Genomic DNA, 22,886 nt, shown 5'->3' on the forward strand with positions numbered 1-22,886 from the left:
ATTCTGGCATATAATCCAACGATATTTTTAAACTAGCTAATTTCTAATCATAAAAAATATAAAAAGGTCGAAATAATGAATGACACGACACTGTTTAGCTTACCTGTAAAAGAAACAATTTCATCTTATATAACACTTCGGCAGCTTGATGAAATTCCAGTCATTATTGTTTCTCATCCTAAAGTGAGTGCCGCAATCAGTCTGCAGGGAGCACAACTACTTAGCTGGCAGCCCGAGGGGGAAAAAGCCTGTTTATGGTTGAGTAAAAATAGTCTATTTCGAAAAAATACCGCTATTCGCGGCGGAATTCCTATCTGCTGGCCCCATGGGTTTGGCCTGGTCGCCTCAACTCAATCATGGTTTTGCACGTTTACAGGAATGGCAATTGACAGCGCATAGTGAGCTTACAGATAGTGTGATCCTTACCCTAACACTTTCTGATAATGAAATGACAAAAAAGATATGGCCACATGAATTTACCTTAATAATGCGCTTAAAAGCTAGCAGCGACCTGCGAAATTGAATTTGAATATTATGGTACTGAGCCTGCCACCGGTGCATTACATACCTATTTACAAGTAAGTGACATAAATAAGATATATATTGAAGGTCTAGGCAAATATTATATTGATAAAGTAGCTGATCGTGATGTTTACACAGAAGAAACAAAAACTTATATAACCGCACGAACTGATTTATACTGAATCCGATGATTCTAATTTGGTGTATGATAAAAATTGGCAGCGTATTTTAGAAATACACCATTACCATCATAGCGACATAGTATGTTGGAACCCGGGCGCTGAACCATCCAGTACCATAAAAGATATGACCAGCGATGGTTACAAAAAGATGCTATGTATAGAAACAGCCCATATTAGCCAGCCAATGCAACCAGCAGGTGAAAAACCTGCCCGCATGTCATTAACCTTAGGTGTGCGTAGCATCAAGATGCAATACGTAATGTTATAGGATTACGATTTTTATGCGGAAATAATAATCAAGATTGTTAAAATTTATTAGCATGTTATACTAATAATCGCTATCTCAATTAACGCCCTCACTTTTGATGAAGGAATAAAAATAGGCTGATAGCGCATTAACTAGCAACGAGTTTAACGTAATTCAGACAAATTATTTATCATATTGTCTATATCTTTCATCTCACGCCAAATATTACCACTATCTTTGCCATAACTACGAACCCGATCTAGCACCAGATCATTGTTTTCTTGTTCACATATTTTGGCTAAATCATGGTAGAAACGGCAAGCAAGCTGACGCGCCTTAGGATTAGAAAAATAGTAACGGCCAACGCGGGTATATAATCCTTTCAAACCATTTAGGATAAAGCCATAGATAGGATTACCAGAGACAAATGCCAGTCCACGAAAAATATTATAATCAACTGTACTAAATGCTTCAGAATAATCTTCTATATGCTCTCTTATTGATAATATCTCTAATGATTTTGGTTTACTTTTACGAAAGGCGGTTCGAATAAAAATAGCTGAAATATTGGTTCTAACAGATAACAAATCTTCAATCAGTTTTGGTGCTCCACTGTGATCTAACCGCGCCACCGTTTCTAAAATATTAAGTCCTGAGGTTTCCCAAAAATTGTTTACTTTAGTTGGTTTTCCATGCTGAATAGTTAGCCAACCGTCTCTGGCAAGGCGCTGTAAAACTTCTCGTAATGTTGTTCTCGTTACCCCAATTAACTCCGATAACTCACGTTCAGCGGGTAAAATTGAACCCGGCGGAAAATGGTTATTCCAAATACTTTCAACAATATACTCCTCTGCAAAATTAGCCGGGCTTTGCGCTCTAATAATCATATTTTTCTCTACCTAAAACAAATTTTTGCCATTAATAAAACGAGATAATATCAGAATGAAAAAGTTTGAGGTAGCCGAGTTATTAAGAAATACTAATCTGACCATAAAGACTTAATGCAATTTGTCGTTAATTAGGAAATCGTTTTTTTAATTTCTGGTATAAAAAACGTAGTATGCTAGATTAGTCAATTTTACTTATATACTAGTGAAGGAAAGCAAGTAATAATGAATATAAATATCAGACAAATTATGTTAAAAAATTTCCTTGGTAATTCCCCTGAATGGTACAAATTGACCATTATTTTCTTCTTGATAATCAACCCGCTGTGCTTTTTTTTGGTTAACCCTTTTATTGCCGGTTGGTTATTGATTGCTGAATTTATTTTTACTCTTGCCATGGCGCTAAAATGCTACCCACTACAGCCTGGCGGATTACTTGCTATTGAAGCGGTAATAATTGGGATGACTTCACCGCAACAAGTAAGTCATGAAATTGCTAATAACATTGAAGTAATACTGCTATTGATTTTTATGGTTGCAGGTATTTACTTCATGAAACAATTGCTGTTATTTGCTTTCACAAAATTATTACTGTCAATTCATTCTAAACGTGTACTCTCACTGGCTTTCTGCCTAGCAAGCGCTTTCCTTTCCGCCTTTTTAGACGCGCTAACAGTTATTGCCGTTGTGATAAGTGTAGCCGTTGGTTTTTATTCTATTTATCATAGTTATGTATCCAGCCAGAAAGAGCTTCTTCCGCCGGGAAATAACGCTGACATGACCGAAAAAGGCCAGATCCTTGAACAGTTTCGAGCTTTTTTACGTAGTCTAATGATGCACGCCGGCATTGGCACTGCATTAGGTGGCGTAATGACAATGGTTGGTGAGCCACAAAATTTAATTATTGCTAAATATGTTGGCTGGAATTTTAGTAATTTTTTCTTACATATGATCCCAGTGACGTTGTCGGTATTTGTCTGTGGCTTAATTATTTGCTATTTCGTCGAACGTTTTAAATTATTTGGTTACGGCGCTGAATTACCTGAAAGTGTCCGCCATATTCTGCAAATCCACGATAAAAAAACCAGCAGAAAACGGGATCGGCGAGAAAATTTGCAACTAATAACTCAAGCATTAGTAGGCGTTTGGTTAATTATTGCTTTAGCTTTCCATCTTGCAGAAGTCGGCTTAATTGGTTTATCTGTAATAATCTTAATAACCTCATTTTGCGGCATCACTGATGAGCACACCATTGGCAAAGCATTTGAAGAAGCTTTACCCTTTACCGCCTTATTAACGGTATTTTTCTCAATTGTGGCAGTGATTATCGATCAACATCTTTTTACGCCATTTATTCAATTTGTACTACAGTCTTCAGAATCATCGCAACTTGTTTTATTTTATTTATTCAATGGGTTACTTTCTGCGATTTCAGACAATGTTTTTGTTGGCACCGTTTACATAAATGAAGCGATGAGTGCGTTAAAAGAAGGATTAATATCTCATCAACAATATGAATATCTGGCAGTTGCCATTAATACGGGGACTAATTTACCTTCAGTCGCAACGCCAAACGGTCAAGCTGCTTTTTTATTTTTATTAACTTCAGCGCTTTCACCACTTATTCGCCTTTCATATGGTCGAATGGTTATCATGGCTTTACCTTATACTATTGTTATGACACTAGTCGGTTTACTAGCCATAGAACTATGGTTGATCCCAGTAACAGAGTGGTTTGCTTCATTAGGCTTGATAAATATAGCTAAATAACTTTTTATTAATAATGCTATTATTTATTTGAAAATAATAGCATTCTCCTGTCATTTTAAGCAAAAACTATTGGCTAAATAGGAAATTCATTTTAACAATTTAATTCATATCCTATCTTATTAGCTAATTTAAATTAGCTGTTTTTTTGTCGTAAACAAAATAAGATCATATGCTTGCCTAACTAACTTATCGAAATAATGGAATAGAATGAACATGTTTAAATTTTTTTACTCATACTCTCAAACCAGAAAAGCCTGGTTGCTACTAGCTCTTAGCGCCTGTATGTTAGAAATTATTGCACTTTATTTTCAACACTGTATGGGACTTAGACCCTGCGTATTATGCATTTACGAACGGATAGCGATATTTGCTATCTTAGTGGCAGGTTTAATCGCAGCCATGGCACCAAGAAGCGCTTTTCGCTTAGTAGCACTAATTTTATGGTTATATAGTAGCTGGGAAGGATTGAAATTAACCTTCGAACATACCCGACTACAACTCTATCCCTCTCCTTTTGATTCATGTGATTTTGTCGTTAATTTTCCTTCATGGCTGCCACTTAACCGCTGGTTACCGACTATTTTTGAAGCCTACGGTGACTGTAGCCAAAAACAATGGTCATTTTTGAATATTGAAATGCCCGTATGGTTATTAATTATTTTTATCGCTTATTTCTTGGTGGCAATAATTGTCTTGTTAAGCCAATTTTTATGGTTCAAAAAAAATAGTCATTAAGACAATTTGGGCTGAACTAATAGTTATCAGTCCAGCTTTTGCTATGGCGATTTGATGAAAATAGTGCAGGTTTCCAGCTGAAAATAGTCAAATAGCTAAATAAATATTAGGGGTAAAAGATTATTAACTAATGCTCCTTTAACGATTATCAATGAACACTACTTTTAGAAACCAGATTAATAACTAAAACTTCGGAAATAATTAACAAAATACCTAAAATGGCAGGCCAATCTAATTTTTGCTGATAGAGAAACAACGCTGCCACAGACACCAGCACGATCCCTAAACCAGACCAAATAGCGTAGGCAATGCCTAATGGCATCATTTTAACTACTTGTGATAAACCAAAAAATGAAATGTTATAACCAATAACAACAATAATCGATGGCAACAAACGGGTAAAACCATCAGAAGCCTTTAATGATGTGGTTGCAATCACTTCATCCACAATCGATATTAATAGATATACCAATCCGTTCATTTATACTCCTAAATATAAACTAATCATCACAATCGTAAGATAATCGAAACATTAATTGCCAGTATGTGGGGTAAAACTAAAATAACCAGCAAAAGTTTTCTTTTGCTTTAAACTAGCCTAAACTGGTCACATTTTCTTATCGCTGTGGATTTAAAAACCATTCTTTTGGTAATAAAATCGATTACCTTTAATACATTAGTAATAAATATGAATCAACAAAAAGAACAATATAACTTTAATAAACTACAAAAAAAGTTACGTCGTAACGTTGGCCAGGCGATCGCTGAGTTCAATATGATTGAAGAAAATGATCGCATTATGGGTTGCCTTTCTGGCGGCAAAGATAGTTACACCCTATTATCAATATTTACAAAAAAGTGCACCAGTAAATTTTACTTTATTTGCCCATCAACCTTGACCAAAAACAACCAAGTTTCCCTGCTGACATTTTGCTATCCTATCTCAACAAACTCGAGATTGAATACCAAATAGTTGAATAAAATACACCTAAGGTATTGTGAAAGAGAAAATTCCGGCAGGAAAAACTACCTGCTCACTATGCTCTCGCCTACGTCGCGGTATTTTATACCGGACTGCCAGCGAACTGGGAGCCACTAAAATCGCGTTAGGCCACTACCGCGATGATATTTTACAAACTGTATTTCTCAATATGTTTTATGGTGGCAAACTCAAAGGAATGCCCCCTAAGCTAATAAGTGACGATGGTAAACATATCGTTATTCGTCCCTTAGCTTATTGCCGGTAAAAATATATTGCCAGCTACGCAAAAATTAAAGCATTTCCAATTATTCCTTGCAATCTCTGTGGTTCTCAACCCAATTTACAACGGCAAGTTATCGGCAATATGCTAAGAGAATGGGATAAACAGTACCCAGGACGAATTGAGACTATGTTTCAATCAATGCAAAATATTGTTCCTTCGCATTTATGGGATAGCAACTTATTCAATTTCAAACAAATTAATCATACCAGCAACATTATTAATGGTGGCCATTTAGCATTTGATAAAGAAACATTTCCCATCATCAACGCACACCAAGATAATTCTCCCTCAGATCGGGTTAATATAGTTGAAATAAAATAAAAAAGCCGATGTATTAAACATCGGCCGATAGTGGTCAATTATTCTGTATAAGAACTCAATATGAGAAAAACTACAATTATGGAGCACAACGTTCATCGCTTAACGTTGCATTCACCTGCAAAATCAATTCTGCCCTAGTTAAGGATAAAACTTTTTGATATAGCGCAATTATTTTTTACCAAACTAAATAACTGGAAATTTTCTATTGGAAAATATTTTATTTTATAACCACTTCCTCTTTTTAGCCGCCAGATAACAAAACTAATTAAGAAACTTAATAATAAACAAAAAACACTAAATGCAAATTTAAATTCACTACCAGGTATACCATTGAGGTTAACCCCAAATAATCCGGTTAAAAAGTTTGATGGAAGAAAGACAATCGCTAACATTGACATAGTATAAATCTGTTTATTTGTTGCTTCTGATATCAACGCATTAATTTCATCGGTAATAACGGCGGTACGAGCAACAAAACCATCTAATTCATCAATACAGCGTCCAAGCCTTTCGGCATTTTCCTGCATGCGGTGGTGGTCATCATCGCTCATCCATAAAAATTTTTCTGTCGCTAAACGAGCAAAAACATCCCGTTGAGTAGACATATAGCGGCGCACAATAATAACCTGCCTAACGCTAATTTTCCCCGTTCAGGGATCTCTTCAGTTAAGATCTTTCCTTCGATTTTAATTAAACGATCATGCAAAATATCGGTAAAATCACTCACTTCGTCGTTAATCGAATCAGCAACTTCAACTAACCATTCTCCGCTCGTTTTTGCGCCAACATGATGATTAAGATCGTCAATAACAGGCTCAAGAGATTTAACTTTATGATGTCGACTAGAAATAATTATCTGATTATTAATATAAATACGAAAGGCAACTAGCTGTTCAGGCCTGTCACCAATATTCTTATTAATCGTTTGTAAATTAACCAATGCACTATCACCAGTTCTTATTATACGCAACCGACTGATATTTCCTGTTAATCCATCTTTGATGGTTGAATTGAATAATCCAGAATGCTTTATCCATTGATAACTGGCTTTATTTCTATAATCATAGTGAAGCCAAAATGGCTTTTGTGGTGTCGCTTCCGCATTAACATTGATAGCAACAAATCCACCTTCACCATCTAATTGGTAAGCATGCACAGGTTCAGAGCCCTGAATTATTGAGCCATAAATAGCCACAACAAATATCCCCCTATTACGGTCAATTTTTGTTCTTTTCCTTTTAAAAATAGTCGTATTTCTGCTTAATTAAAGCTTTCTTACTCGATTGTTATAGGATTAATTGCGTTTGATATTTTATTTTTCATGTTACTAAGCAGTTTTATATACCATTATTCATTATAAAAAATAATAAAATTAAAAATGAAATAAATTTAAAGTAATTAATAAAAAGTTGTAACAAGTAAAAAATGATTAAAATAATTTATCATACAAACATAAACTAGCGACAGTTATGAAAAAAACCGTTATTTTTACACATTAATAACCAATTTATTTTTTTCAGCAACAGGATTTTCAGCTTCACCTCAATCGCAAACCTTCAGTCTAGGCTACTCTAATCTCTATTATCATGGTAATTCGCTTACTGGTCTAAATATTAATTATGACTACCAAATAGCTAACCATTGGGGAGTATTAATGTCGATAAGCTGGAATAAAGGAAATCAATATTGGCGTAGTTAAAATTATTCCTATCAACTAGTTAAACATAAAGTGAATATCGATTACCTCAGCTTACAAACCGGCCCCAGTTATCGTTTCAATGATTACTTAACTTTATATGGCATTATCGGATTTGCTCGTTTTACCCTAAAACATCGAGAAAAATTCGATAATATAACGCTGAATTCAATGAAGCATAACACAGGCCTTAGTTAGGGAGTCGGCATAAAAATCAACCCAGTCAACATGCCAAGCCTCTATTTAGGCTATGAAGGGGCAAATAAGGATGACTATCTGTCAAATCTCATAGTGAATGGCTTTAATATTGGTTTAGATTATAGATTCTAGTTGTTTAATTTACAATTTTGCACACTAGATGATATTCAAGGCATAATTTCATCACTGCCCTGCATTATGGAGGCTAATTTAGCATTGAATTAATGTTTAATAACATAAAGGGTATGACTATAACTTACACTTTCTGGATTGTTGACTGGATAGCCCTTTAACCAAGATTTAATTAAATAGCCGTGACTGTAATAGTAAATCGGTGCAATAGGCGATTGAGTTAACAACATTTTTTCTACTCGATTATAAAATCAATTACAATTTTTACTATTTTTTCCATCATGGCTGATGCAACCATTTCGTCATAGTCATTATTTTTGAATTTGGCCCAATTACCAGCGTTGGAAGATGTCATGACATTTAAAAAACTCGATGGCTCATTATATTCAGCAATTCTGGCAGCACCCAGCACATTAAAATGACCTGCATTACCACTCTCTGTGTAGGTTTTCCATTTCTGATTAATCAAAGTTATCTCAGCACCTAATTTTCTTTTCCACATAGAGGCGATAGCTGTAGCCCCCTTTTTATTATTTTCTGAATTATTGTACACCAAGAAAGCTTTAGCGGATTATGGCTACTGAATCTCGCTAAATGCAATAGAACTCGAGCTTGTTCATCTAGCTCTTTTGGCCATAGCCATCATAAAAACCCCTTTCCGGGGTAAAATCGGCAATGATATCGGATATAAAACGATAAGCGGCTTTCTCACCATCAGCTAATATTTTATTCGTGATAACGTCTCTATTAATTGATACAGATAATCCGCCTCTAACTCGGCTATCATTAGTTGGTGGCTTTTGTGTATTAAAAACATAGTAATAAGTTGCCAGTTGTTCAGCCAAATAAAACTCATCAGGTATTTGCTGTAATAATTTGCTATCTAAATGCTCAGGCAAAAATTCTATTTCGACAACATCACCTGCAAAATAACTTTGCCATGCACGAGCTGTCTGTTTAATCGGCAGAAAAGTCACTTTAGTTAAAATTGTATTTTTATGAATCCCAATAATGTCGGTTAGGTTGTAAAACAATTTTTTCGCCAGCAATACGCTCAGATAACATAAAAGCACTATTGCCCACTAAATTTGTTGGTGCGACCCAATTTTGGTCATATTTGGCAATTATTTTCTGATTAACCGGAAAGAAACTAAAATGGTTAGTTAAATTTAGAAAATAGGGTGCGGACTGCTCCAAAGGGACCTTTAAAGTATGATTATCAATAGCTTCAACACCTAACGTTTCAATTGGTAGTTCATTATTAATAATTTTTTGAGCATTCTTGATACACGCCAAGGTGGCAAAATAAGCAAATGGTGAATTATTTACTGGATCAACCAAGTGACGCTAACTATAAACAAAATCTTTAAGCCGTAACAGGGTCACCACTTGGCATTCGGTCTTAAATAAAAAAACTAAATCCGATTACCGGCGGTTGTCCAACGATTTGCCACACCAGGAATCGGACTACCGACTTCATTTTGATTAGTCAATCCTTCAAATAAATCACGTATTACATGCGATTCTGCTAAACCAACATTGCTAATAGGATCAAGAGAAGTTGGATCTGCATTAATCTGTCTAACTATGTCTTGTTTTTCAGCTAATAAGTCACATCTAACCATCAACGCAGCCACGGCAGGTTTAGTGGTGACGATACAATTTAAAAAGAATATTACTAATGCTGTTCTATAGCGAAGCATATAGATTTCCATATTATATCCCGATGTTATTATAATTATAGAAAATAATTTAGTTAAAACAATTAGATATAACACAAGTTGTTGTAACGATTTAGATAGAAACTTAATTATTTTCATTTAGAATTGTTGAACTAAATCTTATTAAGAAGGAAAGGATAAGATGTCAACTAGTATAAATTTCAAATGGGAAGGTGTTGCTATCAATGGTATTTTTTTCAACCTGTTGATAAAGCTAAACAATTTACCCTTGTAGAGAGCGATCTTGCAGAAAAATCTTTGTCAGATTATCAAGGCAAACGAAAAATTCTTAATATATTTCCCAGTATTGATACCGGTGTTTGCGCTACCTCTATTCGCAAGTTTAACCAAATAGCCAGCCAACTAGAAAACAGGGTTGTATTGTGTATTTCTGCCGATCTTCCTTTTGCACAGAGCAGGTTTTGTGGTGCTGAGGCTCTTAAGAATGTAGTTACTTTATCGTTTTTTCGCGCACCAACTTTCAGTAAAGACCACGGCGTAGAAATGACCTCTGGGCCATTAAAAGGATTAGCAGTGCGTACTGTAGTTATTCATCGATGAAAACGATAAGGTCATTTATAGTCAATTAGTTGATGAAATCACCCATGAACCCAACTATGATGCCGCTCTTAATGCCTTAAAATAGTGATATTAAGACTTAATAAAAATATCTGTTTTTTAATTAAACTATTTGTCTAGTTTTAATGCGATAGCGATAAAACTTATCGCTATCTTGATCCTGATTACACTATCACTCACCCTCATTCTCTTTTTTATGACTTAATCCCATACTCCCGCAACTTATTTGCAATTAGCGGATACGTTAAGCCGTGTAGCTAATTTACGCGTACTTGGATAATCTTGATAAAGTCGCGCCAATATTGAAGCTTTAAAATGTTTTGTTAATTCATCTAACGTACCATTTAATTGATCGGCGCTAAACAATAAAATATCTTTTAGATCTGGCAAATGAATATCTTGCGGCGTTAATTCTCGTCCTGCCAATTGAATTAAAGCCTGATAGAGAACATTACGTAGCTGGCGCACATTACCTTGCCAGTGATAACTGGCAAGGTAATGCCCTAACTTAGGCGAAAGTTTCGGTTTTTCAATACCTTGTTCTTGTGAAAATTGCCTAACAAATTTTACCGTAAGCGGTATTATATCAGCTTGTCGTTCACGCAGCGGGGGTAAGTTCACCGTTAATACATGCAGGCGGTAGTATAGATCTTGTCTGAATTGCCCTTTTTCAACTAATTCCAGCAAGTTTTTTTGTGTCGCACAGATCACTCTGACATCAACTTTAACTTCTTGCTGTTCACCTACCCGACGAAAGGTACCATCATTTAAGAAACGTAATAGTTTGATCTGCATTTTTGGCGACATTTCACCAATTTCATCAAGTAAAATAGTACCTCCATTCGCTTGCTCAAAAAATCCTTTTTTGGCTTCAATGGCATTTGGATAAGCTCCTGCAGCATAACCAAAGAGCTCGTTTTCTACCACATCATCTGTCATCGATGCACAATTAAGCCCTAAGAAAGGTTTATCGCCTCTGATGCTCTGCATGTGACAAGCTTTAGCTAAAATATCTTTACCTGTTCCGGTTTCCCCAACCAATAGGAGCGGTTCATCAAGTAAGGCTATTTTTTTAGATCCTCAACCGGCTTGCTAATTTTGGGACTGACTGCAATGATGTGAGCAAAACTATCTACCGCTGCCATTTTATCTGCTTGATACTGCTGCTCTGCGGGTAATACTTTTAGTAGAATAATAGCACCTGCATTTTCAATCGAACCCGTTGCTTTATGGTTATTAATTGGCGTAACCTGCAGCAAATATTTATTACCTTTAATCATCACTTGCTCAGAATAGGATTGTAAATTATTTTGCTCTAGTAACTTTGCCAACCGCGGATGATTTATTAGCTGATTGAATTTTTTCTCTTTTAACTGGTTATTATCAATTACAAACAATTTTAATATCGCAGAATTGGCTAATTCAATGTTAGCTTTGGCATTAACCGAAAAAATAGGATCGGGAAAAGTATTTAATAAAGTCAATAATAATTTTTTTTCATGTTCAGAAGGCATAAAAGAGACCGTCTTAACATCTTTAACACCACGAATACGCCGAATTTCAGTCATTAACAGTTGAAACGTCATAGTGTCAATTTAAGCAAATTTGAGATAAATATTACGATTTGGTGAAATTTCAATCCCTTCAAGGTCAATGTTTTGTAAAACAAGTAATTCACGTGTTAGTCCCATTCGATCTTGGCAAATCACTTCTAATCGCACTACTGAGAACCTTATATCTATATAATTTACTATTCAATTAATTAAGTATGCATTTTCATTTATTAAGCTACCATAGAAAACGTTTTATAGCATAAACACTAGCACCAGAAATGATAAACCGATAAGCATTACTTTAATATTGCTGCTTACCATTTTAGTCAACACGGATCTTAATTAAAAAATTACCCAATTAAGCTTGATGGTGAATTAGTTAAATATTTTTATGCTCAACGCTTTTTGGCATAATATTTTTTAATTGGCTGAATAATTGACGACGAAAATCAGCCAATTTAGGTTTATCATCCATCCACGGTAAAGGGCGGCATAACTCCATCGTTTTAATACCTAATCTAGCTGTGAGTAAACCGGCGCCGATCCCTTGAGCCGCTCGTGTAGAGAGCCGAGCCATAATATCTTGCGATAACCAATCCATGCTAATTTCACGCACCAACTCACTTGTTCCAGCAAAAGCAATATTAAGTAATACCATTTTAAATAATCGGATACGGCTATAATACCCCAGCTCAATGCCATAAATAGCTGCAATGCGATTAATTAATCGAATATTGCGCCAGGCAATAAATGCCATGTCGACAATTGCTAAAGGACTAACAGCAATCATTAACGCTGATTCAGCAAATGAACGATTAATCTCTTTTCTAGCCTGCTCATCCAAAATAGGTTGCACTATTTGACTATAAAGTGTCACGATTTCTTTATCATTATGGCTATCATGGATTGTTCTCTGCCAACGTTTCATTGGCAGATGATCTAAGCCTATCGCCGATTGTCTGCCTAGCTTTTGACAAAATTCACGCCCACCATACATACCATGACTTTGCAAAAATTCTCTAGCCTCGATGCGTTTTTGACTACGTTCTTTTAAATAATAAAGCCGCCGGCATTCAGTTATGATGGTGCCAATAGCAGCAATAATAATTAAGCCACCAGCCGCGACAACAGCTAAAGAAACCCAGTTTTGCTCTATCCACGCTTGGTAGATCCATTCGCCGGTCTGAGCAAAAATACTCCCCACGATTAAACTTAAAGCAATAACCACCAGTTTACGCCAAAAACTATAGCGCGGTTTGAGTGCAGCATTGACCAATGCCTCAATTTCACCTTCTCGTTCATCATTTTCTGTTTCGTGGCTGCTAGCCGCAAATTGTTCAGGCGCTAATTGATCAAACAGTTTGGTTTTTTTTAACTTTGTTTTTTTGTTTGCCGGCAAAGACTCATCAAAATCGATGCGGGGTTTTAGCGATTTACTCATTTCAATTTATCTCCGAGTAAAAATTCTAAAACACTATCCAATCGAATATGAGCAACAGGTTGATCAGTCGCTGTTTCGCGAGGCCGAAAAGATTCAAAATCAAATCCCTGCTTTAACCAAAAATCAGCATTAGGCAAACGCCGTGGTACCTCATCTGGAAAAAAGTCATTAATCGACCATCTGTTAATCTATGTCCCTTTAAAGTAGGTACCGGTTCTCCCTGATATTCAATCATGCCATTTTCTGTAGCCTGAATTGAAGCTAGCGCCAGACAATCCATGCTGATCCCTTCAAAAGCCGCATTTTGCCAGGCGGCAAGAACTAATTGCTGTAGCAATGAAACTAAATTGGCATGTTGATCATGAGTTATATGATCAACCTTACTTGCCGCGAAAAGTAATTTATCAATATGTGGTGAGAACATGCGGCGCAATAGTGTCCGTTTACCATAAGGAAAGCTACGCATAATTTGGGTTGATGCGGCCTGCATATCATTAAATACTGCCGGACCGTTATTTAATCCAGCTAAACAGTCAACTAAAACAATTTGCCGATCAAAATGTTGAAAGTAATCTTTATAAAAGCGCTTAACAATTTTTTGACAATAATAGTGATAACGCTGTTGCAACATACCAATATTAGACTGTTTGTCCGCTTGCTTTAATTTTAGTTCATCTGTTGTATCAATATTGGGCCAAGGAAAAAATTGCAATACTGGTGCCCCTGCAAGATCACCAGGTAATACAAATCGCCTTGGCTGAATAAAATATTGCCACTGTTGTTTACAAAAAACCAAGTAATTGGTGTAAGCTTGAGCAATATTAGCTAATAATTTCTCATCAGCCGCTGCAAAGGGGTAGAACTGTTGACAAAGTTGCAGTCATTGCTGCGCACCCTCCTTATCACGGCCTTTTAATAGCTGTTGCATTTGCCGTAACCAACTAAAATAGTCCTGAGTCAACATAGGCAGATCAAGTAACCATTCGCCTGGATAATCAATAATTTCATATATAAATTAGAAGTCTCTTTGACGTGACGTAGCAAACTCTGTTGCGATCGATAACATAGTTGCAAACATATTTCACTGATTCCACGGGTAGGAGTCGGCCATAGAGGAGGAGAATGGTACAATACTGCTATATTTTCGTCATAAGTAAAGCGAGGAATATTAAAATGTTTTTGTGGGATCCGTTTTGCACCTAATAAACGGCCATCTCTTGCGGCGGAAAACAGTGGCAAACGCGCCCCACTGTACACATGTAGTAACTGATTAACCAGCGAGGTAATAAATGCCGTTTTACCACTACGGCTAAGCCCGGTAACCGCTAAACGAAGATGACGATCTACACTTCGATTGACCAGTTCACTAAGCTCACTTCGCAATCTTTTCATATTTCTCCCATAACAACTTACGCACAAGTTTAGCAATGCCTGGACGTTACAATAGCTGTATAACTATTAACATAAACCATCGCAAAGGTTTGCGGCTAGTATATTTTAACATTAGTCCAATTATTCCAGCTGGCGCGTAATGAATAACCATAATTATTGCTATTATTGCCATTTTTCCGCTTAAAAGCTTAATTTTAGGTCTGCTAATCAGCATATTCTTCTGTTAAAATATAGGGTAATTTTTAATTGTGATAAGAAAAATGATTTTACGGTAGAGCATCCATTTACTCTACCGTAATTTGATAATTAGTTACAATTTATTGATGCGACTATCAATACTGAAACTATCAGAAGTGATATAGCGTTCCATTTGGCGCAGTTTTTTTCACCCGCTTTCAATTGCTGATCGATTTCATTCATTAACTTAGCCACTCTAACACTAATATCAGTTTCATCCTAATAACCTGCCGGTGCCGCTTCGATAAAAAAACACATTAACAGATAAATAACGATGGTAATGGTAAAAAATCCCAAGAATAATGCCACAACCGCCAGTGCCCGTACTAAATTAACTGGTAAATCAAAGTAATGCGCCGCCAACCCGTCACAAACACCCCCAATCATAAGTTGATCAGTACGTCGATAAAGTTTTCGCGCGGCCATTTTTTCCATTATATTTGCCTTCAATTTGGATGCTCTGCATCCAGAATATCTTCCAGTGCTTTAATACGTTGCTGCATGCTTTGTGCTCGCTCGGCTAACTGCATTAGTCGCTGGATCTCATTCTGCGTTAATTGACTATGGCTATTTCCTTTTTTACCATAGTGGCACCATAACCAAACAGGCAGAATAAAGATAACAAAGATCAATAAAACTAACCCAATAAATATAGAGCCCATCACATTTCCTTATTCATCATTAATTTTGGCTACCAATAGATTACTCTTGTTTGTTCAGTTTAGCTTTCAACGCAGCCAATTGCTCACTGATTTCATCATCAGATTTTAATTCAGGAAACTGTTGGTCTAAGGATTTTTGTTTACCTAAATGATAACTTTGCGCTTCACTTTCCATATGATCGATCCGCTGCTCAAACTATTCAAACCGCGCTAATGCTTCATCCAATTTACCACTATCTAACTGACGACGCACATCACGACTGGATTGCGCGGCTTGATGCCTTAATACCATAGTTTGCTGCTTTGCCGGTGTTTCAGTCAGTTTTTGCTCTAATTCAGTAATCTCGTCTTTCATACGTACTAGTGTTTCATTTACCATAATTAACTCACTTTTCAGTGTATCAATAATGGTAGCCACTTTTTACTTTTCAATTAATGCCGCGCGAGCTAAATCCTCTTTATCTTTAACTAGTGCCAATTCTGCTTTTTCTTGCCATTGTATAACTTGTTTTTCACCGCTAGCAATACGGCGCTCTAATCCTTTCTGCTCAGCTAAAGTGCGTGCCGAGATTGAACGAGACTCAACTAACATATCTTCCATTTCTTGGATCATTAAACGGATCATTTTTTGTGGATCTTCTGCCTTATCTAGTAAAGAAGCAACATTTGCATTAATGATGTCCGCGAAACGTGTGAAAATGCCCATCGATAAATTCCTTAATTAATATTGAATGATTGATTTGTCATTAAATTTTTTTAACCTTAATCATTGATAAACAATATTTATATTTATATTTATATTTATATTTATATTTATATTTATATTTATATTTATATTTATGCCAATTTTACAAAAAAATATAACCATATGAAATAATTAAATTTTTATTTTGTTATCTTTTATTCGAATTTTCGTTATAATTTACAGATTAATTAAAACGACCAATAAATGGCTAAAATGACCATGCAATTCTCTACAGATAATATTCTTGGCACTGCTGATAATTTCTTGGAAATACTGGAGCAACCTTCAGCACTTGCCAAACTGAGTAAACCGGTTTTAGTCATAGGTGAGCGAGAAACAGTCAAGGAGCTGATTGCTAGCCGTCTCCATTACCTTTCACCACGTTGGCAAGAACCATTTGTTTCCCTTAATTGTAGTGCACTGAATGAAAATTTATTAGATCTCGAATTATTTGGTCACGAAGCAGGCGCATTTACTGGTGCACAAAAAAGACATTTAGGCCGATTTGAACGGGCAGATCGCGGCACACTTTTCCTCGACGAGCTGGCAACCACCACCATGATTGTACAAGAAAAAGTATTGCGGGTGATCGAATATGGCCAACTAGAGCGTGTCGGTGGTAATCAAAGCCTTAAAGTCGATGTTAGGCTTATTTACGCAACCAACGCTAATCTACCCCAATTAGCTAGCAAAGGCTTGTTTCGTGCCAATCTACTTGACCGTCTGGCCTTTGATGTCATCCACATTCCGCCCTTACATGAGCGATTAGCCGATATTATGTTACTAGCTGAACAGTTCGCAATTAATATGTGCCGCGACGAGCTCAACCTCTCTTTTTCCCCTGGGTTTACTGTTAAAGCACAAAAAAATCTGTCAGCTTATCCCTGGCCAGGTAATATACGTGAATTAAAGAATGTCATTGAACGTTCCGTCTATCGTCATGGCGATAGAGCTGAACCATTAGATTTGATTGTCTTCAATCCCTTTGCTAATGAGCCAATGATGTCGGTGGTAACAAAAGAAAACGATAAGCGCTACTTCAGCTTCCCATTGATTTGAAACAATAGCAGCAATCTAAGCAATATCGTGTCAGCAATAAATTAAAGTTACTATAATTATCAATAACGTTAGCAAAGCAGTTGGTTGAGAATTTTTTATTAATAAATTACTGATAATTTTATCAACTCTATTTTGTTGCATAACAGGAGTTAAGCTACAATAAAGCCATTCGCACTTATAATAGGTTTTTATATGCGGTACCTAATTTTATGGATTATTTTAATAAATGTAGGGACAATAAATGCAATTAGCAGATACCCTTCCACCACAAATTCGTCAAAACAATTTTATCTATTGTGTTAACGGCATTGTTACTATATTTAATCCGCAAATTGCCAGCACCGGGCTGATTATTGATCCACTAGCCGCTCAACTTTATGATCGATTATTAGAAGTTAATCCATTTAACTACAAATTAAATTCCGAACTCGCCTCGCACTGGAAATCATTTGATAAAGGGGCAACTTATCGATTTTATTTAAAACGTAATATTCCATTTCAAACAACAGATTGGTTCACGCCGACACGAACGCTCAATACCGATGACGTTGTGTTTAGTTTTTCCCGTATGTTTGATAAAAATCATCCTTATCACTATGTCGGGGGAGGCAATTATCCTTATTTCGATAGCCTGCAATTAGCTAACAATATCCGTAGTATTCGTAAAATTGATAATTATATTGTTGAATTTAAATTATATACCCCCGATGCGTCATTTCTCTGGCATCTTGCAACTCGCTATGCGCCAATACTTTCACAAGAATATGCGCAATATCTCAACAAAATTAATCATAAAGAATTTATTGATTGGCAACCTGTCGGTACCGGTCCTTTCATGTTGGTAGGTTATCAAACCGGTCAATTTATCAAGCTAAATCGGCATAATAACTACTGGAAAGGCAAACCTTTAATGCAGCAAGTGGTGATTGATCTGGGTGCCGGCGGTACAGGACGCATATCTAAATTATTAACCGGCGAATGCGATGCCTTAGCCTATCCAGCTGCTAGTCAATTAAAGGTACTACGTGAAGATGCCCGTTCGCGGCTATCGATGCGAGCCGGCATGAATATCGCCTATCTGATTTTTAACACTAGCAAACCACCGCTTGATCAATTAAAGGTTAGACAAGCCATAGCGTATTCAATTAATAATGAAAGATTAATGCAATCTATCTATTATGGCACCGCTGAAACAGCAACTTCTGTACTACCAAGAGCTTCATGGGCTTATGATAATCAAATGAAAGTGACAGATTATAATCTTGAAAAAGCCAAAGAAATGTTAGAAGAGCTGGGTTTGTCCGGCATGAAATTAGATATTTGGGTTCCCGTTATTTCTCAATCCTATAATCCGAGCCCATTAAAAACTGCCGAACTTATCCAGGCAGACTTAGCAAAAGTAGGCATTAAGATGAATATTCATCCGGTAGAAGGCGATTTATTAGAAAATAAGCTCAGTGATCGCAACTATGACATGATTCTTCACGGTTGGTCGACGGATAGTAATGATCCTGATAGTTTTTTCCGCCCTCTACTCAGTTGCGCTGCCAAGGAATCACATACTAATTTGAGTAAATGGTGTAATCCTTACTTTGATGAACTTTTACGTAAGGCGCTAATAAGCCAAAGTATTTCATCTCGCATTAATTATTACCACCAAGCGCAATCATTACTAGCAAAAGAATTACCCGTATTACCAATAGCTTATTCATTACATTTACAGGCTTATCGCTACGATATCAAAGGGCTAGTTATTAGCGCCTTTGGTAACTCCTCTTTTTCCGGGGTTTATCGTGAGGGGTCGATTAAAACCCCAATACCGGCTGACTCCTATTTTAATGACGAAGGAGCAGCAGCCTGGTGATTATTTACATATTAAGTCGGTTATTACTTTTAATCATTACTTTATTTTTACTAACGCTGGTTAGTTTTAGTTTGAACTATTTCACTGCTGATGCTCCGTTAAGTAGACTATTATTATGGGATGCCTATATTTTTTATTTAACCGGCTTATTACATTGGAACTTTGGTTTTTCTAGTATTAATGGTCAACCGATTAGCAGTCAGCTGAATGCCACTTTTCCTGCCACCATGGAATTGTGCTTTTTAGCGTTTATTTTAGCTTTAATAATCGGCATCCCTACTTGCATTATTGCGGGTGTCTGGCGCAATAAACCAATTGATTACATTATTAAAATTTTTACCCTAATCGGTTTTTCTATGCCAATTTTTGTGTTGGCTTTATTATTTATCCTGTTTTTTTCATTGAAATTAGGCTGGTTACCGGTCTCTGGCCGAATTAATTTACTGTATGATCTTGAACCTGTGACCGGTTTTGCCCTGATCGATATATGGTTATCGAATTCAATCTATCGTAGCCAAATGTTTATTAATCTATTAGAGCATTTGATTTTACCCGTTATTACATTAGCTATTGCTCCAATTTCTGAAATGATACGTTTAATGAAAAATAGTACTGAAGCTGTTATGGGTGAAAATTATATTAAAGCAGCAGTAACCAGAGGACTCTCTCGTATTACCATTATCAAACGTCATGTCTTACACAATGCGCTGCCTCCTATTATTCCAAAACTTGGTCTGCAGTTTTCTAATATGATAACACTAGCGATGATCACTGAACTTATATTTAATTGGCCAGGCTTAGGACGCTGGTTAGTCGCAGCCATTCGACAAAATGATTACTCAGTAATTTCTGCCGGCGTAATGATTATTGGTACTTTAGTTATTTTTGTTAATGTCATATCGAATATTTTAGGCGCTATGATGAACCCTTCTAATATAAGGATGGGTATGTCTTCAGATAATTTTTATCGTGAACAAAAGATGCCATCCCCTATCCGGGTTGTCTGGCGATTTTTCTCTAATGATATTCTGGCAATGACTGGATTTTATGGTATTGCTTTTCTCTTGGTTTTAACTTTATTTGGCAGCTACTTAGCCCCCTATACAATTAACCAACAATTTTTGGGCTACCAGCTACTACCTCCATCCTGGTCGCATTATGGTAATGTGGCATTTTTTTTGGGTACTGATGATCTTGGTCATGATATTTTAAGTCGATTACTTATCGGTACAGCATCTACCTTTGGCTCTGCACTTGTGATCACCATTAGTACAATACTGGTCGGATTAATATTAGGTTGTTTAGCCGGCATTACCCATGGGTTAAAATCAGCTATTTTAAATCATGTGTTAGATACGCTATTATCAATTCCCTCGCTACTCCTGGCGATTATTATTGTCGCTTTTGCCGGTTCAAGCCTTGAAAATGCGATGATAGCAATTTGGTTAGCTTTATTACCAAGAATTGTTAGAACAATTTACAGCGCTGTTCGCGATGAATTAGATACCGAATATGTTCTTGCCACTCGACTTGACGGTGCTTCAAACTTTTATATCCTTTGGTATACCGTATTACCGAATATCACACCTATCTTGGTAACAGAAATTACTCGCACTTTCTCTATGGCCATTCTGGATATGGCTGCGTTAGGCTTTCTTGATTTAGTAGGGGCCAGATTACCGACTGCTGAATGGGGCACTATGCTCGGTGATAGTTTAGAACTGATTTATGTAGCACCATGGACAGTTTTTCTTCCTGGGGGAGCCATTATGATCAGCGTTTTATTTGTTAACTTACTTGGTGATGGCTTACATCGCGCCATTAATGCTGGGGTGGAATAATGCCATTACTAGATATCCGTAACCTGACTATTGAATTTATGACCGCCAAAGGGCCAGTGAAAGCCGTCGATAATGTTTCTTTACAGTTAAATGAAGGCGAAATTCATGGCTTAGCTGGCGAGTCTGGTTCAGGTAAAAGTTTGATTGCTAAAGCTATTTGTGGCGTTACTAAATATAACTTAAAAGTGACTGCCGATCGTTTTTATTTTCTTGATATTGATCTGTTAAAGCTCACCGCACGCCAACGACGTAGAGTGATAGGCCATAATATTTCGATGATTTTTCAAGAACCCCAGTCTTGCTTAGATCCTGCTGAAAATATTGGTAAACAACTTATCCAATCAATACCACAATGGACTTTTAAAGGTCGTTGGTGGCACCGATTTAGTTGGCGTAGGCGACGAGCAATTGAATTACTCCATCGAGTCGGAATTAAAGATCACGATGACATTATGTACAGCTATCCTTATGAACTTACTGAAGGTGAATGTCAGAAAGTAATGATAGCCATTGCGCTGGCAAATCAACCACGATTACTGATTGCCGATGAACCCACCAATGCAATGGAATCGACAACTCAAGCACAAATATTTCGCCTGCTTGATAGATTAAAACAAAACAATAACATGACAATTTTACTAATTAGTCATGATATGCAAATGATGAGCAAACTAGTTGATCGGATTAGCGTACTCTATTGTGGCCAAACCGTTGAAAGTGCAATCCCTGAAGAGTTACTGGTCCGTCCCCATCATCCTTATACACAAGCATTAATCCGTGCTGTACCGGATTTTGGCAGCCCGCTTCCGCATAAAAGTCGACTAAATACCCTATCTGGGGCGATCCCTTCTTTAGAGCACCTGCCAATCGGTTGCCGTCTTGGCCCTCGTTGTCCTTATGCACAAAAAACGTGCATTATCACACCGCCGCTACGCAGCATAAAAAATCGGGCTTTTGCATGCCATTTTCCTCTTAATATGGAGTAAAAATCATGACAACACCGTTACTGGCAATAAAAAATCTGACTAAGACCTTTCGTTATCACACCGGGTTATTTCAAACTCAACTCTTAGAAGCAGTAAAACCGTTAAGTTTTGCCTTAAGAGCTGGTGAAACCTTGGCTATTATTGGTGCTAACGGATCAGGCAAATCAACCCTGGCTCGCATGTTATCGGGTGTTATTGAACCTAGTGGTGGTGAAATCTTTATTAATAGACATCAGCTTAACTTTGGCGATTATAGTTATCGCAGTCAACGCATCCGCATGATATTTCAGGATCCAAGTACTTCTTTAACCCCTAGGCAGCGTATCGGGCAAATTCTTGAGATCCCTTTAATTCTAAATACTTCACTTTCCGTTCACGAGCGAGAAGAGCGTATAGAGCAGACTCTTCGCCAAGTTGGGCTATTTACCTGATCACGCTGGCTATTATCCGCATATGTTAGCAGCGGGTCAAAAACAGCGCGTAGCGCTGGCAAGAGCGTTGATCCTGCAACCAGAGATTATTATTGCCGATGAAGCACTGGCGTCATTAGATATGACAATGCGTTCTCAAATCGTCAATTTAATGCTTGAATTACAAGAAAAACAAGGTATTTCCTATATTTATGTTACTCAACATCTAGGTATGATGAAACATATCAGCGATAAAGTGTTGGTAATGGATAATGGTGTTGTCGTCGAAAGAGGTAATACCACCGAAGTACTTACTTCACCTTCACATGAAGTGACACGACGCTTAATTGCAAGCCATTTTGGTGAACTTTTATATGCCGATGCCTGGCGGCAAGATGTTAGTTAATATAAAGGCAGCAAAAACTGCTCGGATCAGCAAGG

18 protein-coding genes and 8 pseudogenes are annotated in these 22,886 nt (G+C 36.8%); 11 read left to right on the forward strand and 15 right to left on the reverse strand.

All coding sequences use genetic code 11. The annotated features are described in order from the left end of the window. Window positions 1-75: 75 nt before the first annotated feature. Window positions 76-972: pseudogene (locus tag ARADI_RS03310) on the forward strand (D-hexose-6-phosphate mutarotase). A gap of 143 nt (window positions 973-1,115) precedes the next feature. Here the strand turns inward: ARADI_RS03310 and fadR are convergent. Continuing rightward, window positions 1,116-1,838 carry a fatty acid metabolism transcriptional regulator FadR gene (gene fadR / locus ARADI_RS03315; RefSeq protein ID WP_119711111.1) on the reverse strand — a complete coding sequence of 241 codons (723 nt, stop codon included), beginning with the start codon at window positions 1,836-1,838 and terminating at the stop codon, window positions 1,116-1,118. Window positions 1,839-2,063: 225 nt separating this feature from the next. Here fadR and nhaB point away from each other — a divergent pair, with 225 nt between their 5' ends. Both nhaB and dsbB read left to right on the forward strand, forming a co-directional pair. Further along, window positions 2,064-3,608 carry a sodium/proton antiporter NhaB gene (gene nhaB, locus ARADI_RS03320; RefSeq protein WP_119711112.1) on the forward strand — a complete coding sequence of 515 codons (1,545 nt, stop codon included), beginning with the start codon at window positions 2,064-2,066 and terminating at the stop codon, window positions 3,606-3,608. Window positions 3,609-3,821: 213 nt separating this feature from the next. After that, window positions 3,822-4,343, forward strand: coding sequence for a disulfide bond formation protein DsbB (gene dsbB / locus ARADI_RS03325; RefSeq protein ID WP_119711113.1), 522 nt, complete (start codon window positions 3,822-3,824; stop codon window positions 4,341-4,343). Between the two features lie 148 nt (window positions 4,344-4,491). Here the strand turns inward: dsbB and ARADI_RS03330 are convergent, their stop codons facing one another. After that, the gene (locus tag ARADI_RS03330) at window positions 4,492-4,824 is read right to left on the reverse strand and encodes a DMT family transporter (protein ID WP_119711114.1); all 333 of its coding nucleotides are present in this window, start codon (window positions 4,822-4,824) and stop codon (window positions 4,492-4,494) included. A 207-nt stretch (window positions 4,825-5,031) separates the two neighbouring features. On the opposite strand from ARADI_RS03330, the pseudogene ttcA reads away from it, so the two are divergent. Then, window positions 5,032-5,929, forward strand: a pseudogene (ttcA, locus tag ARADI_RS03335) (tRNA 2-thiocytidine(32) synthetase TtcA). 134 nt (window positions 5,930-6,063) lie between these two features. On the opposite strand, the gene ARADI_RS20580 reads toward ttcA, so the two are convergent. The 6 genes from ARADI_RS20580 to ARADI_RS17165 form a co-directional block, all read right to left on the reverse strand. Then, window positions 6,064-6,534 carry a CorA family divalent cation transporter gene (locus tag ARADI_RS20580; RefSeq protein WP_369406923.1) on the reverse strand — a complete coding sequence of 157 codons (471 nt, stop codon included), beginning with the start codon at window positions 6,532-6,534 and terminating at the stop codon, window positions 6,064-6,066. Further along, window positions 6,501-7,124, reverse strand: a complete 624-nt coding sequence (locus ARADI_RS20585) for a CorA family divalent cation transporter (protein ID WP_369406924.1) — start codon at window positions 7,122-7,124, stop codon at window positions 6,501-6,503. The genes ARADI_RS20580 and ARADI_RS20585 overlap by 34 nt, the downstream gene beginning before the upstream one ends. Before the next feature lie 1,066 nt (window positions 7,125-8,190). Beyond that, window positions 8,191-8,508 carry a hypothetical protein gene (locus ARADI_RS17155; RefSeq protein ID WP_238149087.1) on the reverse strand — a complete coding sequence of 106 codons (318 nt, stop codon included), beginning with the start codon at window positions 8,506-8,508 and terminating at the stop codon, window positions 8,191-8,193. A gap of 67 nt (window positions 8,509-8,575) precedes the next feature. Beyond that, a complete protein-coding gene (locus ARADI_RS19410; protein WP_255420599.1) occupies window positions 8,576-8,989 on the reverse strand; it encodes an ABC transporter substrate-binding protein in 414 nt (137 codons plus the stop codon). Beyond that, complete coding sequence (locus ARADI_RS19415; protein ID WP_255420600.1) at window positions 8,952-9,296, reverse strand: ABC transporter substrate-binding protein; 345 nt, start codon at window positions 9,294-9,296, stop codon at window positions 8,952-8,954. Before ARADI_RS19415 ends, ARADI_RS19410 begins: the two co-directional genes overlap by 38 nt. Window positions 9,297-9,370: 74 nt before the next feature. Beyond that, window positions 9,371-9,670, reverse strand: a complete 300-nt coding sequence (locus ARADI_RS17165; protein ID WP_238149088.1) for a hypothetical protein — start codon at window positions 9,668-9,670, stop codon at window positions 9,371-9,373. A 148-nt stretch (window positions 9,671-9,818) separates the two neighbouring features. Here ARADI_RS17165 and tpx point away from each other — a divergent pair. Next, window positions 9,819-10,322 (forward strand): annotated as a pseudogene (gene tpx / locus ARADI_RS03350) (thiol peroxidase). A gap of 127 nt (window positions 10,323-10,449) precedes the next feature. Here the strand turns inward: tpx and tyrR are convergent. The 7 genes and pseudogenes from tyrR to pspA form a co-directional block, all read right to left on the reverse strand. Then, window positions 10,450-11,976, reverse strand: a pseudogene (tyrR, locus tag ARADI_RS03355) (transcriptional regulator TyrR). A gap of 211 nt (window positions 11,977-12,187) precedes the next feature. Continuing rightward, a complete protein-coding gene (locus tag ARADI_RS03360; RefSeq protein WP_119711115.1) occupies window positions 12,188-13,249 on the reverse strand; it encodes a YcjF family protein in 1,062 nt (353 codons plus the stop codon). Then, window positions 13,246-14,641 (reverse strand): annotated as a pseudogene (locus tag ARADI_RS03365) (YcjX family GTP-binding protein). The gene ARADI_RS03360 and the pseudogene ARADI_RS03365 overlap by 4 nt, the downstream one beginning before the upstream one ends. Window positions 14,642-14,687: 46 nt before the next feature. Continuing rightward, on the reverse strand, window positions 14,688-14,855 hold the full coding sequence (locus tag ARADI_RS22095) for a phage shock protein PspD (protein WP_119711116.1): 168 nt from the start codon (window positions 14,853-14,855) through the stop codon (window positions 14,688-14,690). Window positions 14,856-15,097: 242 nt separating this feature from the next. Beyond that, window positions 15,098-15,313: a PspC domain-containing protein gene (locus ARADI_RS20225; RefSeq protein ID WP_305000186.1), complete on the reverse strand. Its 216-nt coding sequence runs from the start codon at window positions 15,311-15,313 to the stop codon at window positions 15,098-15,100. Window positions 15,314-15,324: 11 nt separating this feature from the next. Beyond that, window positions 15,325-15,540: an envelope stress response membrane protein PspB gene (gene pspB / locus ARADI_RS03380; RefSeq protein WP_119711117.1), complete on the reverse strand. Its 216-nt coding sequence runs from the start codon at window positions 15,538-15,540 to the stop codon at window positions 15,325-15,327. Between the two features lie 40 nt (window positions 15,541-15,580). Beyond that, window positions 15,581-16,246: pseudogene (pspA, locus tag ARADI_RS03385) on the reverse strand (phage shock protein PspA). A 258-nt stretch (window positions 16,247-16,504) separates the two neighbouring features. On the opposite strand from pspA, the gene ARADI_RS03390 reads away from it, so the two are divergent. The 6 genes and pseudogenes from ARADI_RS03390 to sapF all read left to right on the forward strand — a co-directional run bounded on the left by ARADI_RS03390 (window position 16,505) and on the right by sapF (window position 22,851). After that, window positions 16,505-17,344 (forward strand): sigma 54-interacting transcriptional regulator, encoded by an 840-nt coding sequence (locus tag ARADI_RS03390; RefSeq protein WP_119711618.1) that lies wholly within the window; start codon window positions 16,505-16,507, stop codon window positions 17,342-17,344. Between the two features lie 241 nt (window positions 17,345-17,585). Further along, the gene (sapA, locus tag ARADI_RS03395) at window positions 17,586-19,208 is read left to right on the forward strand and encodes an ABC transporter substrate-binding protein SapA (protein ID WP_119711118.1); all 1,623 of its coding nucleotides are present in this window, start codon (window positions 17,586-17,588) and stop codon (window positions 19,206-19,208) included. Then, window positions 19,205-20,137 (forward strand): annotated as a pseudogene (sapB, locus tag ARADI_RS03400) (putrescine export ABC transporter permease SapB); the annotation flags it as partial. The gene sapA and the pseudogene sapB, both read left to right, overlap by 4 nt. 18 nt (window positions 20,138-20,155) lie before the next feature. Further along, complete coding sequence (sapC, locus tag ARADI_RS03405; protein WP_119711119.1) at window positions 20,156-21,049, forward strand: putrescine export ABC transporter permease SapC; 894 nt, start codon at window positions 20,156-20,158, stop codon at window positions 21,047-21,049. Continuing rightward, on the forward strand, window positions 21,049-22,035 hold the full coding sequence (gene sapD / locus ARADI_RS03410) for a putrescine export ABC transporter ATP-binding protein SapD (protein WP_119711120.1): 987 nt from the start codon (window positions 21,049-21,051) through the stop codon (window positions 22,033-22,035). Before sapC ends, sapD begins: the two co-directional genes overlap by 1 nt. Before the next feature lie 5 nt (window positions 22,036-22,040). Beyond that, a pseudogene (gene sapF, locus ARADI_RS03415) lies at window positions 22,041-22,851 on the forward strand (putrescine export ABC transporter ATP-binding protein SapF). Window positions 22,852-22,886 lie beyond the last annotated feature (35 nt).

This window comes from Arsenophonus endosymbiont of Aleurodicus floccissimus (genome assembly GCF_900343025.1).
Taxonomy (GTDB): Bacteria; Pseudomonadota; Gammaproteobacteria; order Enterobacterales; family Enterobacteriaceae; genus Arsenophonus.